Source organism: Streptomyces sp. NPDC042002 (assembly GCF_055588305.1).
Window position 1 is genome coordinate 20,037 of sequence record NZ_JBVJCT010000059.1, and the last position, 16,636, is coordinate 36,672.

Genomic DNA, 16,636 nt, shown 5'->3' on the forward strand with positions numbered 1-16,636 from the left:
TTCGGCCGAGTGACGCCGAAGTTACGCACTGTGTGCACGGGAAGGGAGTGATCGGGCATTTTCCTGTGGAACATGCCCGCGGTGACTAAGGTGGGTCAACTGACCACATTCTCCGGCGCACCGAAACCGCCCGTGGCCGGTTTGTGCTGCCCTGGGGGGTGTGGCAGGGGCGCTCACGAGTGTGATCGGGCGCATGGGATGCCGTGTGCGCCCCGAAGTCCCACTGGTTCGCCCCGCCGGTCCTGGGGTTCGTGCCGCAGGTGTCCGGAGTTCGTGCCGCCCGGCTCTGGAGTGAGGGCGATGGCTACAGCGCGGTGAGCGACGGCCCGTGCGCGCCGCCCGACTCCGCGACGATCTCGTCGAGGCTCTGCGGCTCCCGTACGACCGCGAAGCGCACGCCTCCCGTGCCGTCGGCGCCTCCCGCGTCGTCGCCGGCCGGTGCGAAGCCGTAGACGCCGGGGCGGGCGAGGGAGTTGTACGCGTAGTGGTGGGCGAAACAGTAAGCGCCGGTGTCCAACGCGGCCACGTGGTCGCCCTGTTCGAGCAGCGGCAGCGCGCGGCCCTCCGCCAGCAGGTCGCCCGCGAAACAGGCGGGGCCCGCGACGTCCTGGACGACGTCCGGCCCCGTCTTGGGCCGGCCCTTCGCGTCGTACGCGGCGATCCGCAGCGGCCAGGCCGCCGGCGCGTACACCGTACGGGTCGCCACCTGCACCCCGGCATGCGTGACCGCGATGGCCCGGCCCCCGGCGGACTTCGCGTACTCGACCCGCGCCAGCACCGTCCCGTGCTTGGCGAGCAGCGACCGCCCGAACTCGGTGACCAGCCCGTAGCGCCCGTCGAACAGTCCCGGCACCACCTCGGCGAGCAGCCGTGCGTAACGGGCGTACGCCGGTGTCGTCGCGTCGGAGCCGAAGTTGACCGGCAGCCCGCCGCCGATGTCGATCGTGTCGACCTGCTGTCGTCCGACGTGCCGGTTGATCTCCTCCGCCAGCGCGTACGTCTCCGCCACGCCCCGCGCCATCAGGGAGAGCGGCATGCCCTGTGATCCCGAGTGCGCGTGCAGCCGGGTGAGCCAGGGGCGGTCGGCGTACGCCCGCACGATCCACGCGCGGGCCCCCTCGTCCAGCAGCGCGACCCCGAACTTGGAGGTCGCCGTGGCCGTGGACAGCGCCCCGATCGAACCTCCGCCGACCTGCGGGTTCACCCGGAGTCCGATGGGGGAGCCGGTGGCCGCCGAGCGGACGACGGCGTCGATGCGCTCCAGCTCCTGCGGGCTGTCCGCGTTGACCGCGATGCCCAGCTCAAGTGCCTCGCGCAGTTCGGCGGGCGTCTTGGCCGGAGAGTCGAGCACGGTCAGAGCGGGCGGGATTCCGGCCGTGCGGGCGAGCGCGAGCTCTCCGGGGCTCGCCACCTCCGCGCCGATGCCCTGCTCGCGCAGCAGCCGCAGCACCGGCACGAGGGGTGTCGCCTTCACCGCGAAGGCGTGCAGCACCGGAGTGCCGGGCGCGGTCACCGCGTCGAAGGCGGCGTGCAGCGCGGCGGCGGAGGCCCGGATGCCGGGGACGTCGAGGAGCGCGACGATGGGGTGGTCCGAGGTGAGGAGGCCCTGTTCCACGGCGGCACGCACGGCGTCGTCCCGCCGGGAGACCCGCTCGGAGTCCGACGCGGCCCCCGACTCGGCCCCCGGCCCGCGGTCAGGCGCGGTCCTGACCCCGCCCGTCGTTCCGTCCCCGTCCGCCCGTTCGTCCTCATGCGCCGTCGCGTCGCCGTCGCCCGAAGGCGTCCTCGAAGGTTCTGCCGAAGACATCGCGGCCCCCCTCGCCCCGTCGCCCGCCGGTCCCCCTGCCCTGTCCATGTCTGCGCCCATACATCCCAGCCAAACATCCGTGAGGAGCGCGTGCGGGGGCGTGCACCTATTGACTAGCTCTATTCAAAGAGCCAGGATGTGAATATCTACAGCAACAGTTCGCTAGGAGGCAGACCATGTCAGGACCCCGCCCCGTCCGAGCGCCGCGCGGTACGGAACTGAGCGCCCTGGGATGGCAGCAGGAAGCCGCCCTGCGGATGCTGCAGAACAACCTCGACCCCGAGGTCGCCGAGCACCCCGACAAGCTCGTCGTCTACGGCGGCACCGGCAAGGCCGCCCGCGACTGGCGCTCCTTCGACGCCATGGTCCGCACGCTCCGGACGCTGAAGCAGGACGAGACGATGCTCGTCCAGTCCGGCCGCCCCGTCGGCGTCATGCAGACCCACGAGTGGGCCCCGCGCGTCCTCATCGCCAACTCCAACCTGGTCGGCGACTGGGCGAACTGGGAGGAGTTCCGGCGCCTGGAGGCCCTCGGCCTCACCATGTACGGCCAGATGACCGCCGGTTCCTGGATCTACATCGGCACCCAGGGCATCCTCCAGGGCACCTACGAGACCTTCTCCGCCGTCGCCGCGAAGAAGTTCGGCGGCACCCTCGCCGGGACGATCACGCTGACCGCCGGCCTCGGCGGCATGGGTGGCGCCCAGCCGCTCGCCGTGACGATGAACGACGGCGTCGCGATCTGTATCGACGTCGACCCGCGCGCCATCGAGCGCCGCATCGAGCACCGCTACCTGGACGTGAGGGCCGACTCCCTGGAGCACGCCCTCCAGCTCGCCGTCGAGGCCCGCGACCAGCGCAAGCCGCTCTCCATCGGCCTGCTCGGCAACGCGGCGGAGCTGCTGCCGCGGATGCTCGCCGAGGGTGCCCCCATCGACATCGTGACCGACCAGACCTCGGCCCACGACCCGCTCGCCTACCTCCCCGTCGGCATCGAGTTCGACGACATGGCCGACGCGGCCGCCAAGGACCCGGCGGGCTTCACCACCCGCGCCCGCGAGTCCATGGCGAAGCACGTCGAGGCCATGGTCGGCTTCATGGACGCCGGCGCCGAGGTCTTCGACTACGGCAACTCCATCCGCGGCGAGGCCCAGCTCGCCGGGTACGACCGCGCCTTCGCCTTCCCCGGCTTCGTCCCCGCCTACATCCGCCCCCTCTTCTCCGAGGGCAAGGGCCCCTTCCGCTGGGCGGCCCTGTCCGGCGAGGCCTCCGACATCCACAAGACGGACAAGGCGATCCTCGACCTCTTCCCGGAGAACGAGTCGCTGCACCGCTGGATCAAGCTGGCCGGCGAGCGCGTCCACTTCCAGGGCCTGCCCGCCCGTATCTGCTGGCTCGGCTACGGCGAGCGCGACAAGGCAGGTGAGCGCTTCAACGACATGGTGGCGTCCGGCGAACTCGCCGCCCCGCTCGCCATCGGCCGCGACCACCTCGACTGCGGCTCCGTCGCCTCCCCGTACCGCGAGACCGAGGCCATGCTCGACGGCTCGGACGCGATCGCCGACTGGCCGCTGCTGAACGCCATGGTGAACGTCGCCTCCGGCGCCTCCTGGGTCTCCATCCACCACGGCGGCGGCGTCGGCATGGGCCGCTCCATCCACGCGGGCCAGGTCTCCGTCGCCGACGGCACCAAGCTCGCCGGCGAGAAGATCCGCCGCGTCCTGACGAACGACCCCGGCATGGGCGTCATCCGCCACGTCGACGCCGGCTACGACATCGCCGAGTCCGTCGCGGAAGAGCGCGGTGTGCGCATCCCGATGCGCGAAGGCCGCGAGGGTGACGACGCGTGACGTTCCACAGCATGTGGGCGGAGCTGCTGCCGATCGGCCGCAGCTCCGCCTCCGGCGGCTACCGCCGGTTCGCCTGGACCGGGGCCGACACCGAATGCCGGGCCTGGTTCCGGCAGCAGGCCGAGTCCCGCGGGCTCACCTACGAGCTCGACCGCAACGGCAACCAGTGGGCCTGGCTCGGTGACCCCACCGCGGGGGACGCCGTGGTCACCGGCTCGCACCTGGACTCCGTGCCCGACGGCGGCGCCTTCGACGGACCCCTCGGTGTCGTCTCCTCCTTCGCCGCGCTCGACGAACTCCGCGCCCGCGGCACCGAGTTCACCAAGCCCCTCGCCATCGTCAACTTCGGCGACGAGGAGGGCGCCCGGTTCGGCCTCGCCTGCGTCGGCTCCCGGCTGGCCGCCGGACAGCTCACCGTCGAGCAGGCGCACCTGCTGACCGACGCCGACGGCATCACCCTGCCGCAGGCCATGGAGCGGGCCGGATACGACGCCGGAGCCATCGGCCCCGACCCCGAGCGACTCGGCCGGATCGGCGCCTTCGTCGAACTGCACGTCGAGCAGGGCCGCGCCCTCGACATCGGCGGCGAACAGGTCGGCATCGCCAGCGCCATCTGGCCGCACGGCCGCTGGCGCTTCGACTTCCGGGGCGAGGCCAACCACGCCGGCACGACCCGGCTCGTGGACCGCCACGACCCGATGCTGCCCTACGCCGAGACCGTCCTCGCCGCCCGCCGCGAGGCCCGGCTCGCGGGCGCCGTCGCCACGTTCGGCAAGATCGCGGTCGAGCCGAACGGCGTGAACGCCATCCCCTCCCTCGTACGCGGCTGGCTCGACTCCCGCGCCGCCGACCAGGCGACCCTCGACACGGTCGTCACCGGCGTCGAGAAGGCGGCCCGCGAGTACGCGGACGCGCAGGGCGTCGAACTCGACGTGGTCCGCGAGTCGTTCACCCCCGTCGTCGAGTTCGAGCACACCCTGCGTGACGAACTCGCCCGCATCCTGGGCAAGGAGCGGGACGCCGTACTGAGCGTCCCCGTTCTGGGGACGGGCGCCGGACACGACGCCGGAATCCTCTCCGGCACCGTCCCGACCGCCATGCTGTTCGTACGCAACCCCACGGGCGTCTCGCACTCCCCGGCCGAGTACGCCGCCGAGGACGACTGCGTGGCCGGGGTGACCGCACTCGCCGACGTACTCGAAGGGCTGGCCCGCAGGTGACGCAGACGTACTGGCTGGAACACGCCTGGCTCGACACCAACGTCGAGCCGGGCGTCGCCGTGACCGTGTCGGCCGGCGGCTCCGAAGCCGGGGCGTCGGGCCGCGTCACCGACGTCCGCACGGGCGTCGACACCCCGCCGCCGGGCGCCGAGATCCTGCGCGGACTCACCCTCCCCGGCCTCGCCAACGCCCACTCGCACGCCTTCCACCGCGCCCTGCGCGGCACCGTCCAGGTCGGCTCCGGCACCTTCTGGACCTGGCGCGAGCTCATGTACTCCTTCGCGGACCGGCTGACCCCGGAGACCTACCACGCGCTGGCCCGCGCCGTGTACGCGGAGATGGCGCTCGCCGGAGTCACCGCCGTCGGCGAGTTCCACTACGTGCACCACGCTCACGACGGCACCCCGTACGCCGACCCCAACGCCATGGGCGAGGCACTCATCGCCGCCGCCGCCGACGCCGGGATCCGCATCACCCTGCTCGACACGGCCTACCTCTCCTCCGGCTTCGGGCAGCCGCCCAACGCGCACCAGCGGCGCTTCTCCGACGGCACCGCCGACGCCTGGGCGGAACGCTGTTCACTTCTCAAGGACCGGGATCACGCACGGATCGGCGCGGCGATCCACTCCGTACGGGCCGTGCCCGCCGGACAGCTCGCCACGGTGGCGCGCTGGGCCGAGGAGCGGCGCGCCCCGCTCCATGTGCACCTGTCCGAGCAGACCGCGGAGAACGAGGCCTGCCAGGCCGCCCACGGCCGCACGCCCACCCGGCTGCTCGCCGACCACGGCGTCCTCAGCCCGCGCACCACCGGTGTCCACAACACGCACCTCACCGACGAGGACATCGCCCTGCTCGGCGGCTCCGGCACCGGCACCTGCATGTGCCCGACCACCGAACGCGACCTCGCCGACGGCATCGGCCCCGCCGTCGCCCTCCAGCGCGCGGGCTCACCCCTGTCGCTCGGCTCCGACAGCCACGCCGTCATCGACCTCCTCGAAGAGGCCCGCGCGATGGAGCTCAACGAGCGGCTGCGCACCCGCACCCGCGGTCACTGGACGGCCGCCGCCCTGCTGCGCGCCGCCTCCGCCGACGGCCACGCGGCCCTCGGCTGGGACGACGCGGGCAGCATCGAGACGGGCGCGCTCGCCGACTTCACGACGATCGCCCTCGACTCGGTCAGAACAGCGGGACCGGTGCCGCGCCTCGGCGCCGAGACAGCCGTATTCGCGGCCACGGCGGCCGATGTCCGGCACACGGTCGTGGCGGGTCGGCACGTCGTACGCGACGGTGCGCACACCCTCGTACAGGATGTGCCGGCAGCCCTCGCGGACGCCGTCCAGGCCCTGCGCTCCTGACCCCCGGACACGGGCGCGACCTCGCGCGCCCGACGCCCATCACCAGCAGTCCCGCCACCCATGAGGACGCCATGAGCAGCACGACCGTCATCACCAACATCGCCAGTCTGGTCACCAACGATCCCTCCCAAGGTGACGGAACCCCGCTCGGTCTGATCCAGGACGCGGCGCTCGTCATCGACGGCGACCGCGTCGCGTGGACCGGTGAATCAAGCAAAGCACCCGCCACTGACAACCGGGTCGACGCCGGTGGCCGCGCGGTGCTCCCGGGCTTCGTCGACTCCCACTCGCACCTGGTCTTCGCCGGTGACCGCACCGAGGAGTTCAACGCCCGGATGTCCGGCCGCGCGTACAGCGCGGGCGGTATCCGCACCACCGTCGCCGCCACCCGCGCCGCCTCCGACGAGGAACTGGAGCGCAACCTCACGCGCTACCTGCGCGAAGCCCTCCGCCAGGGCACCACGACCTTCGAGACCAAGTCGGGCTACGGCCTGACCGTCCGGGACGAGGCCCGCGCGCTGCGCATCGCCGCGTCGCACACCGACGAGGTCACCTACCTCGGCGCGCACATCGTCCCGCCCGACTACGCCGATGACCCGGCCGGCTATGTCGCCCTGGTGACCGGCGAGATGCTCGACGCCTGTGCCCCGTACGCCCGTTGGGTGGACGTCTTCTGCGAGAAGGGCGCCTTCGACGGCGACCAGGCGCGGGCGATCCTCACGGCGGGCAAGGCGAAGGGCCTGCACCCGCGCGTTCACGCCAACCAGCTCTCGTACGGCCCCGGAGTCCAGCTCGCCGTCGAGCTGGACGCGGCGAGCGCCGACCACTGCACCCACCTGACGGACGCGGACGTCGACGCCCTGGCGAGCGGCGACACCGTGGCGACCCTGCTCCCCGGCGCCGAGTTCTCCACCCGCGCCGAGTGGCCCGACGCCCGCCGGCTGATCGACGCGGGCGTGACGGTCGCGCTGTCCACCGACTGCAATCCGGGCTCGTCCTTCACGTCGTCCGTCCCCTTCTGCGTCGCGCTCGCGGTGCGGGACATGCGGATGACCCCGGACGAGGCCGTGTGGTCGGCGACCGCCGGCGGCGCGAAGGCGCTGCGCCGGGACGACGTAGGCCGTCTCGCGCCGGGCGCCTACGCGGACCTGACCCTGCTGGACGCCCCCAGCCACGTCCACCTCGCCTACCGTCCGGGCGTCCCGCTGGTCACCGGCGTCTGGCGGCGCGGCGTCCGCGAGGTCTGAGAACCCGCGAGGTCGGGGAACCCGGCGGTCCGTGGGCCCGCTGCACGAGGGTGGCGGGCCCGCGGGGCCGACGGAACGGGATCCGAGGAAACGCGGGCCGAACGCGGTGCCAGAGGAGCGGGGCGAACGGGTCCGACGGGGTCCGAAGGGGCAGGCCCGTCAGGTCGCGCCCGTGCGCCAGCGCTGGCCCGTGCCTCCGTTCAGCGGTATCAGTGACAGCCCGTCGTCGCCGTCCGGCGTGAGAGCCGTCTCGATGGCCACGGCCGGGCGGACGACACCGTCCCCGTCCACGGTGAACCGCAGGTTGTCGCCGTGGTCGCCGTCGAGCGAGGAGCACTCCCAGATGCCCACGCCCTGGTCGACGGAGCCGCGGCTGTCCAGGCAGAAACCGTCGCCGGCGGCCGACCGGAGGGAACCGCTGCCGGTGTCGACGCGCCAGCGCTGGGTGGTGGAGGAGGAGCACGGCGCCGTGACGACGTCCGTGCCCTTCGCCAGATCGCCGTCGCGGATGTCCAGGCACAGGCCCGAGGCGACGTTCACCACCTGGGCGTAGGCGCTGCCCGGCGGGCGGAACGCGACGGTCGGGGACGGCTTCGGGCTCGCTGACCTCGGCGGCGCCGAACTGCGGACCGGGGAGGGCGACGCGGAGGTCGCCGAGGGCGAGGGCGGGGCCGACGGCGTGGGGGCCGACGGCGTGGCCGGGACGGTGGCCGTGACGGTCACCGGAGGCGGGCCCGACGGTGTGGAGACCGAGCCCGCCGCGTCCGTGGAGGGCGTGCCGCCCGAGGAGAGCAGCAGGAACAGGACCGGCGCCAGGGCCACGCCGAGCGCCGCCGCCGAGGTCAGGACGAACCGGCGGGACGGCGGCCAGGGCAGCACCGACGCCCGCGCGGCGGTGAGGGGTCCGGGCGGGACGGGTCCGGCCCCGGACACGTCGTTCGTGACGTACGCCGTACCCGCCCACGGCAGCAGGCCCTCGGCCAGGGCGGAGCGCGGATGGTCGCGCAGGGCGGTCAGTTCCCCGTACGCGGTCGAGCAGTACGCGCAGCGCGCCATGTGGGCGTGCAGGTCGGCGCTGGAGCGGGGGTTGCCGGGCCGCACCGACTCCTCGATCAGCCGGCGGAAGTCTCCGCAGCGCGGATCGTCGGAGGCGGCCAGCCGGTACCTCAGACAGGCCTGGCCCAGGGACTGGAGTGCCTGGTCCGTGCCGTACGTGATGTCCTCGGTGGTCAGGCCGAGCAGGACCGCCGTCCGTTCCGCGGGCTCGCGCTCCACGACCGCGTACCAGATGAGGCCCTGGGCGCGGGACGGGAGGGACTGGAAGGCGGGGAGCAGGGACGGTACGGGACCGTCGGGGCCCGCCGTGCTGAGGACGAGGAGCAGACCGGGGTCGAGGCCCGCGGCCCGCTGGTCCCGGGCCCATGAGGCGGCCACCCGCCCGGTCAGCAGCAGGAGTTGGTGTCGCCACGGGACGTTCGGGTCGATGCCGCGCGCCGTCTCACGGGCCGCCAGGGTGAAGGTCTGCGCCGCGAGCTGTTCGGCCCCGGACTCACCGGTGGTGCACAGCCGGGCGTAGGCGAGGACCGAGGCGCGGTGGCGTGCGCGGAGTTCCTGGAGGGCCGCGTACGCGGTCGAGGAGTCGGCGCGCAGCAGTTCGGTCAGCCGTGTGTCGGACGCCCCCGCGGGCAGTCCGTCGCCCTCGGCCGCGGTGCCTCTGTCGGCCGGGTCACCCTGCGCCATGTCCGTCCGCCTCCCCACACCTGGTGCGTGCTCGTCCCGTCCCGACGTACCGGCCAGTTTGGGGTGCCCATAGTGGCGGGGTTGGCCTTTTGGGGAAAGAGCTGAAGAGCCGAATGCCTCGCGGAGCGACGTTGAACTCCCCTGCGCGGCGCAGGAGTTCTCCGAAGACCGGGGCGGGCGGAAGACGGAGCGGTCCGGTGCCGTCGGCGCCGGACCGCTCGGATGCGCGGCCTCGCGGGCCGCGAAGTCCTGTCACTCCTCGACGGTCAAGCCCTTCCGGAGTCGCACGAGGGTGCGCGACAGCAGCCGGGAGACATGCATCTGGGAGATGCCGAGTTCGTCGCCGATCTCGGACTGGGTCATGTTCGCCACGAACCGCAGCGAGAGGATCTGCCGGTCGCGCTGCGGGAGTTCCGCGATCAGCGGCTTGAGGGACTCCACGTACTCGATGCCCTCCAGTCCGTTGTCCTCGTAGCCGATGCGGTCCGCGAGCGCGCCCTCGGAGTCGTCCTCCTCCGGCTGGGCGTCCAGCGAACTGGCCGTGTAGGCGTTGGACGCGGCCATGCCCTCGACGACCTCGTCCTTGCTGATGCCGAGCCGTTCCGCCAGCTCGCCCACCGTCGGGGCGCGGTCGAGGCGCTGGGCCAGTTCGTCGCCGGCCTTGGCCAGGTCGAGCCGGAGTTCCTGGAGCCTGCGGGGCACCCGCACCGACCAGGAGGTGTCGCGGAAGAAGCGCTTGATCTCGCCGATGATCGTCGGCATCGCGAAGGTGGGGAACTCGACACCGCGGCTCAGCTCGAACCGGTCGATCGCCTTGATCAGGCCGATGGTGCCGACCTGGATGATGTCCTCCATCGGCTCGCTGCGGGAGCGGAAGCGGGAGGCGGCGAACTTCACCAGCGCGAGGTTGAGTTCGACGAGTGTGTTGCGGACGTACGCGTAGTCGTGGGTGCCTTCTTCGAGCGACTCCAGCCGCGCGAAGAGTGTTTTGGACAGAGCCCGTGCGTCCACCGGCCCCACCTCGTCGTACGGGGGGATCTCCGGAAGTCCGGCGAGTCCGTCGGTTCCGGTTTCGTCGACGCGCTCCAGGGATTCCGGAGAAGGTGTCGACGTCGCCGTCCGGGTCTGCGATGCGTCGAGCCGGGGTGACATGGTGTCCTCCATCGTTCTCGGCATATGGCCGCCGATGCCGATACGTGCACTGCGGTGTGCGGCGCCTCCAAAGCCGGCCGGGTCGGATAGCTGTCACTACTAGCCCTATCCGGTTTCCCGAACTCACCGCAAGTGCCCTCTGTAGTGAAATGTCCAGTTTCGGGGGGTTGTTCGGGTGACGGGTCACGTAGAGAAGGCGTAGTGTTCGAGTGCGTACATCAACAGTCGCGACGCTCGGGAGAGAGACGGCATGGACCGCGGGACGGTCGGCAGCGCACAGTCTGGCCGGCTTCTTGTCGAGGTGCGGGAAGAGGGCACAAGTGCCGTCGTGACCCCCGCGGGTGAGCTCGATCACCACACGGCCGATTTGTTGCGTGAGCCACTCGAGGGCTGCCTCGAAAAGGGGTACGCGCGACTTGTCGTCGACTGCTCCCGTCTGGAGTTCTGCGACTCCACCGGGCTGAACGTGCTGCTCGGTGCCCGGCTGAAGGCCGAGGCCGCGGGTGGCGGTGTCCACCTGGCCGCGATGCAGCCGGTGGTGGCCCGGGTCTTCGAGATCACCGGGGCGGAGGCCGTCTTCACCGTCCACGACACGCTCGAAGCGGCCCTGTCCGATTGATCCGGCGGGCCTTCGGTCATGATGCCGCCAATGTCCCAGATGCCCCTGTGTGATCGGCGCGTTACTCGCGTCACAGTTTCCGTGCCGAAAAAATGGGTGTTCGGACGGTTCCGTCGGGCAGGAGACATCCTGGATGCGTCGGCAGCGCTCGTGTCGGCAGCCGGCGCGGCGGAAGTCGTTGATCCACAAGTGGCGAAAGCCGTTGATCCATCCGTACTGAGCACTGCCCGCTGAGTACTGCGTAGTGAGTCTTGAGAGTCTTGAATCGTGAACCGGTGAATCGGTGAGGTGAAGCGCTGATGAGCACCACCCGGCCTTGCTCGCCGGGCGACCGCGGCCCGGAGTCGGGCGACGGCGGCGCTTCCGCGGTGTCCGCGCGGAGCGTGGCGCCCGTGGACGGCGCGACGCCCGACTCCGGCGCCGCCCCGGCCGACGCGGCCCCCGCGCCCGTCGGCCGCCAGGCTCGCAGACTGAGCCTCGACGGCGAGAGCGGCGTCGTGCCGCTCGCCCGCGACTTCGCCCGGCAGGCGCTGTACGCGTGGGGCTGGCTGCCCGCCGCGAGCGCCGACCGTCGGGCGGCCGCCGAGGACGTCCTGCTGGTCGTCTCCGAGCTGGTCACCAACGCCTGTCTGCACGCCGAGGGCCCGGACGAACTCCGGATCTCCTGCGACAACAAGGTGCTGCGCATCGAGGTCTCCGACCGGGGGGCCGGCCAGCCCGCCCCGCGCACCCCGCACCGCGCCGGGCGCCCCGGCGGCCACGGCATGTTCATCGTGCAGCGGCTCTGCCTGGATTGGGGGGTCGTGCGGACGCCCGGAGTCGCCGGCAAGACGGTCTGGGCGGAACTCGGCGCCCCCGCTTAGACCTCCACCCCGCTCGGCCAACTCGCCGCGCGGGCCGGCCCGCCCCCGGTCGACTCGCCCTGGCCGCTGGGTTCGCCCTGCCGGGCGGCTGCCCCGGCGGCGGCTGGACGTTCCTCGCGAACTGCCCGCACTGCGACCGCCTTCGGTTACCCGCGGTTCGAACCCTTCTTCGTGCGGCACCCGGTGCGCGTCGGATCCCCGTGGATCCGGCGCGCACTTTGTCTTCCCTCCACAAGTCCCCGGGCGTACCTTGACGGCCGATCTGATGTTCCGTCAGAAATCGCCGAGGATGTTGTCGGAGTGAGGGGCAGGCCCGTGTCGTACCGGACGTACCAGAAACGAACCGCCGCGCTCGCGTTCGCCGCGGCCCTGGCCGGCTCGGCGGTGCTGATGGCCGCCCCCGCAGCCCAGGCCGACGTGGTGGACGTCAACTACCAGTGCAAGACGCCGATCGGCGACAAGAGCGCCGTCTCGCCCATCGACATCAAGGGCGTCAAGAGCGGCAGCGCCTACAAGCTCACCATGTCCTGGCAGAAGGGTGTCTCCTCCAGCCCGGTCGAACTCGGCAAGGGCGCGATGACACCGAGCGCCGTCATCAAGGTGGGCGGCGCGGACAGCGGCACGGTGGCGGTCAGCGGACCGGCCAACGCGGCCGCCATCCCCGCCAACACCCCCATCAAGATCAGTGACTTGAGCGGCACCTACACGCCGAAGAAGTCCGGCAAGGTCACCTTCACCGCGGGTGTCCTCACCATCAAGGCCCTCGGCACCACGACCACGTGCAACCCCTCGAACAGTCCCAAGCCCTCGCTGACCCTCGACGTCACCGCCGCCGGCGGTTCGGGCTCGTCGACTTCGGGTTCCTCGGGTTCCTCGGGTTCCAGCGGGACCCAGGGCGGCAGCGACTCCGGCGGTTCCCTCCCGCAGACCGGCCCCGAGGACTCCGTGATCGCCCTCGGCACCCTCGGCGGCACGGTCCTGCTCGCGGGCGCGGCGGGCGTGCTGTGGCTGACGCGCAGGCATCAGGCGGTACGCCGCTGACCTTCCCGCACCACGACCTGGAGCCGCCGCATGCCGTACGCACTCCCCGCCGCCCGCGCGCTGGGCCTGACCCTGGTGCTGCTGAGCGCGGCACCGACGGCCCTGGCCGCCGAGGGCTGGTCCGTCGTGCCGGCCGCGGGCGGCACGGCCGACGGGCGGCCCTCCGTCTACGCGGAGGGCGCGCCCGGCACGGTCCTCCAGGACTCCGTGTCCGTGCTCAACCCGGGCGCGCGGCCCCTCACCGTCGAGCTGCGCGGCGCCGACGCGGACAACACCGCCGACGGCGCCTTCACCGTGCGCGAACGGCCGACGGACACGGGCGCGTGGATCGCCTTCGCCGGGCACGCGGGCGGCCGCCGGACCGCGGTGCGGGACCTGTCCGTACGGGTGCCGGCGCACACCCGCGCCGACGTGCCGTTCACCATCGGCGTCCCGGCCGGCGCGGCGCCCGGCGACCATCCCGGCGCGATCGTCGCGAGCGGCGGCGGCCGTACCTCGGCGGTCCGGATCCAACTCCGGTTGGCGGGGCCGACGTTGTCGGCACTGACCGTCGAGCACGTCAGGGTGGGCGGCGGACGGATCTCCTACGAGCTGGTCAACCGCGGCACCACGGTCCTCGCTCCACGGCTCGCCGTGCACGCGGGCGGGGTCTTCGGCACCCTGCTGGACCGCGCCCCGCGCCCCCTGCCCGTCGAACTCCTGCCGGGCCGCCGCGTGACGCTCCACGAGCCGTGGACCGGCCCCCCGGCGCTCGACGCGGCCGACGTGCGGCTGACGGTGACGGCGGCGGGCGGCGTGCGCGCGACGGCGACCGCGTCGGTCAGGTTCGTGCCGTGGGGAGCGGTGGCCGGGGCCGGGGGCGCCCTGGCGACGGTGGGCGCCTTCTTCGTCGTACGGCGTCGGGGGCGGCTCGGGACGCGAGGGCCATGGCGTCGCGGGCGCCGTACGCGGGCCGACGGAGCAAGTGAACAGACCCGCACGGAAGTCGAGTTGACGGGAGCGGTGTCGTGAGCGTCCTGGGCGGCAAGATGCGGACCGCGGCACTGGGGGCGGTACTGGCGCTCGTCCTGGTCCCGTTGGCGGGAGCGGCCTCGGTGGTCCCGGCGTCCGCCGCCGGAAGACCGAGCGTGACGTTGTCCAAGTCCGAGGCGGGGACGGGCGGTTCGGTCACCGTGACCGGCGGCGGATGGCGGCCCGGAGTGCTGCTGATGATGCTGATCTGCGGGCAGTCCGTGCCCTCGCGCGGGGTGATCGGCGGCACCAACTCCTGCGCCAACGCCGACGGGCGGGCCGTCACCACCGACGCCAAGGGCGGCTTCAGCAAGAAGCTGCCGGTCGCCGAGCCGCCCAAGCCCTGCCCCTGCGTGGTGCATGTCGCCACCGTCACGGGCGAGAAGGCCGAGGCGGACGCCGTCTTCATGGTGGCCGGCCACTCGGTCGCGCCGCTCCCGAAGGAGGAGGGCGGCGGCCGGCTCTCGGTGCTGACCGACACCCGGCTCGACGGGTCGAGCGGTCTGCTGACCTGGTTCGGCTCACCTCCCTCGCGCACCCTCGTCTTCACGGTCGGCAACGTCGGCACCTCCCCGGTGAAGAACCCGGTCTTCCGAGTCGGCACCTCCCACGGGGTGTTCGCCCCGCAGTGGGAGGAACAGCAGTGGCGCGGCAGCATCGCGCCCGGCCGCAAGGCGCAGATGAGGCTCCCGGTCGAACTGTCGGCCGGGGCGCACGGCGACTACACGATCTCGCTGAAGTACGGCGGGAAGGTGCTCGCCGAGCAGCCGTGGGGCGTGGGCCGCCCCTGGGGCGTCACCGTCTTCTGGATCCTGCTCTGCGTGGTCGTCCCGGCCGCGGTGTTCCGGGCCGGCATGGCCGTGGTGGACCGGGTGCGCCCGCGCAGGTCGGCCGGGCGCGCCGGCCGGCACCGGGGTCTCCGGCTGAGCGAGCTCACCCTGCGCCTGCCCAAGGCGGGCCCCGCTCCCCAGACACCGGCGGACGCCTCGGCCTCCCCGGTCCCGGCCCTGCCGTGGTTCACCCCGGACAACGATCCCGGGACCGCGGCGAACGGTCAGCTCTCCGCACCGCACGAGAACGGTCCGACGACGCAGACGAGAAAGGGACATACGTGAGTACGCAACGGAGAGGGGTACCGGCCGCCGGACGCAGAGCGGGCGCGGCCGGGGTCGCGCTGATGCTCGGCGGTGCGGGCATCCTGCTGGGGGTGGCCGCCGCTCCGGCGCAGGCCGCCGAGGTGTCGTACAAGACCGAATGCGTTCCGCCCGCGATCTCCGGGCTGCCCGCCGTGGAGGGCACCACGAAGGTGGAGATCACGGCGCCCGCCGAGGCGAAGGTGGGCGACGAGGTCACCATCACCTGGAAGTTCACCCAGGCCGCCTCGAAGAACCCCGATGTCCTCGACCTCGACGCGAACACCGTCAAGCCCACCGGGACGCTGAAGGCGGGCGGAGCGCAGACGGCCGACATCGCGATGGAGGGGCCGCGGACGAACCCCGCGATCCCCAAGAACAGCGACATGAAGCTGTCCGACATGACGGGCAAGCTGAAACTGACGGCGGCGGGCGACGTCACGCTCACCCCGGACGCGTACGACATCAATGTCAGCAAGCCGATCTCCACCGACACCAAGTGCACGCCCAAGGAGACGGTGAACTCCTCGGCGACGATCAAGGTGACGAGCGGCGGCGGGACGGGCGGCACGCCGACGCCCACTCCGACTCCCACTCCGCCCCCGAGCGGGTCGGTCACCCCGTCGCCGAGCGGCAGCGGGACCGGCGGAGGAAGTGACACCGGCGGTTCCGGCAGCGGGCAGACCGACTTCACGGGCAAGGAGGTCTCCGTCCCCTACGCCTGCAAGACGCCCATCGGGGACAAGAACGCCACCTCACCCGTGCAGATCAACGCCAAGAAGAACGGCGGGAACTACGACCTCACCGTGCAGTTCAAGAAGTCCGTGATGGACAGCCCGGCCGACATCCCCGCCGACTCGGTCAAGCCGTCGATGGAGGTGGCGCTCGGCGGCGCGGACAAGGGCACCGTGCATGTCGAGGGCCCCGCCAATTCAGCGCCGATCAAGTCCGGCGACCCGATCGAGGTCCCCGACCTGACGGGCACCTACAAGCCGGGCGCGACCGGTACGTCGACCCTGTCCCCGGGCGTGCTGACGGTGATGGCCCTGGGCACGACGACGACCTGCACCCCGACCAGGTCGGAGGTCTCCCTGACCCTGGACACCTCGCAGCAGGCGAGCGGCGCCTCGGGCGGCGGGTCCACCTCGTCCGGCTCGGGTTCCGCCGGTACGTCGTCCAGCGGCGGCCTGGCGGAGACGGGCTCCGACAGCCACAGCGCGCTCAAGGCGCTCGGACTGGTGGCGGGCACGGTCATCCTGCTGGGCGGCGCGGTCTTCACCTTCATGCCGGGCCGCCGGACGCGCTGATCCCCGGCCGCGTCCCTCGATCCGGTCCTCCCCGCGGCCCCCGGCCGGCCGCGGACACGGGGGGGGGGGGGGGGGGGGGGGGGGGGGGGGGGGGGGGGGGGGGTGGGGGGGTGGGGGGGGGGGGGGGGGGGGGGGGGGGGGGGGGGGGGGGAGGGTTGGGGTTTGTTTGGGGGTGTGGGGGGGGGTGGGGCTTCGGGGGGGGCCCCCCCCCCCCCCCCCGGCGCCGCCCCGGCCGACGCGGCCCCCGCGCCCGTCGGCCGCCAGGCTCGCAGACTGAGCCTCGACGGCGAG

General features: G+C 72.7%; 13 protein-coding genes. 10 read left to right on the forward strand and 3 right to left on the reverse strand.

Annotation, left to right across the window (positions count from 1 at the left end; translation table 11 throughout):
• Nucleotides 1-304 precede the first annotated feature (304 nt).
• Nucleotides 305-1,807 (reverse strand): type III PLP-dependent enzyme domain-containing protein, encoded by a 1,503-nt coding sequence (locus tag ACZ6KY_RS40300; RefSeq protein ID WP_469315223.1) that lies wholly within the window; start codon nucleotides 1,805-1,807, stop codon nucleotides 305-307.
• 176 nt (nucleotides 1,808-1,983) lie between these two features.
• Here ACZ6KY_RS40300 and hutU point away from each other — a divergent pair, with 176 nt between their 5' ends.
• The 4 genes from hutU to hutI are packed head-to-tail and all read left to right on the forward strand — an operon-like array spanning nucleotide 1,984 to nucleotide 7,479.
• Nucleotides 1,984-3,657, forward strand: a complete 1,674-nt coding sequence (gene hutU / locus ACZ6KY_RS40305; RefSeq protein WP_469315224.1) for a urocanate hydratase — start codon at nucleotides 1,984-1,986, stop codon at nucleotides 3,655-3,657.
• Nucleotides 3,654-4,877, forward strand: a complete 1,224-nt coding sequence (locus ACZ6KY_RS40310; RefSeq protein WP_469315225.1) for an allantoate amidohydrolase — start codon at nucleotides 3,654-3,656, stop codon at nucleotides 4,875-4,877. The genes hutU and ACZ6KY_RS40310 overlap by 4 nt, the downstream gene beginning before the upstream one ends.
• A complete protein-coding gene (locus tag ACZ6KY_RS40315) occupies nucleotides 4,874-6,232 on the forward strand; it encodes a formimidoylglutamate deiminase (RefSeq protein ID WP_469315226.1) in 1,359 nt (452 codons plus the stop codon). The genes ACZ6KY_RS40310 and ACZ6KY_RS40315 overlap by 4 nt, the downstream gene beginning before the upstream one ends.
• A complete protein-coding gene (hutI, locus tag ACZ6KY_RS40320) occupies nucleotides 6,229-7,479 on the forward strand; it encodes an imidazolonepropionase (protein WP_469315235.1) in 1,251 nt (416 codons plus the stop codon). Before ACZ6KY_RS40315 ends, hutI begins: the two co-directional genes overlap by 4 nt.
• A gap of 159 nt (nucleotides 7,480-7,638) precedes the next feature.
• Here the strand turns inward: hutI and ACZ6KY_RS40325 are convergent, their stop codons facing one another.
• Together ACZ6KY_RS40325 and ACZ6KY_RS40330 are read right to left on the reverse strand one after the other, a co-directional pair.
• Nucleotides 7,639-9,219 (reverse strand): ricin-type beta-trefoil lectin domain protein, encoded by a 1,581-nt coding sequence (locus ACZ6KY_RS40325; protein ID WP_469315227.1) that lies wholly within the window; start codon nucleotides 9,217-9,219, stop codon nucleotides 7,639-7,641.
• Between the two features lie 252 nt (nucleotides 9,220-9,471).
• On the reverse strand, nucleotides 9,472-10,383 hold the full coding sequence (locus tag ACZ6KY_RS40330) for an RNA polymerase sigma factor SigF (protein WP_469315228.1): 912 nt from the start codon (nucleotides 10,381-10,383) through the stop codon (nucleotides 9,472-9,474).
• Nucleotides 10,384-10,621: 238 nt separating this feature from the next.
• On the opposite strand from ACZ6KY_RS40330, the gene ACZ6KY_RS40335 reads away from it, so the two are divergent.
• From ACZ6KY_RS40335 to ACZ6KY_RS40360, 6 genes are all read left to right on the forward strand, one after another.
• Complete coding sequence (locus ACZ6KY_RS40335; protein WP_469315229.1) at nucleotides 10,622-10,990, forward strand: STAS domain-containing protein; 369 nt, start codon at nucleotides 10,622-10,624, stop codon at nucleotides 10,988-10,990.
• Nucleotides 10,991-11,289: 299 nt separating this feature from the next.
• Nucleotides 11,290-11,853, forward strand: coding sequence for an ATP-binding protein (locus ACZ6KY_RS40340; protein ID WP_469315230.1), 564 nt, complete (start codon nucleotides 11,290-11,292; stop codon nucleotides 11,851-11,853).
• Between the two features lie 315 nt (nucleotides 11,854-12,168).
• A complete protein-coding gene (locus ACZ6KY_RS40345) occupies nucleotides 12,169-12,894 on the forward strand; it encodes an LPXTG cell wall anchor domain-containing protein (RefSeq protein WP_469315231.1) in 726 nt (241 codons plus the stop codon).
• A gap of 30 nt (nucleotides 12,895-12,924) precedes the next feature.
• Nucleotides 12,925-13,905: a COG1470 family protein gene (locus tag ACZ6KY_RS40350; protein ID WP_469315232.1), complete on the forward strand. Its 981-nt coding sequence runs from the start codon at nucleotides 12,925-12,927 to the stop codon at nucleotides 13,903-13,905.
• A 17-nt stretch (nucleotides 13,906-13,922) separates the two neighbouring features.
• Nucleotides 13,923-15,020 (forward strand): hypothetical protein, encoded by a 1,098-nt coding sequence (locus tag ACZ6KY_RS40355; protein ID WP_469315236.1) that lies wholly within the window; start codon nucleotides 13,923-13,925, stop codon nucleotides 15,018-15,020.
• A gap of 62 nt (nucleotides 15,021-15,082) precedes the next feature.
• Nucleotides 15,083-16,345, forward strand: coding sequence for a hypothetical protein (locus ACZ6KY_RS40360; RefSeq protein WP_469315237.1), 1,263 nt, complete (start codon nucleotides 15,083-15,085; stop codon nucleotides 16,343-16,345).
• Nucleotides 16,346-16,636: the final 291 nt, after the last annotated feature.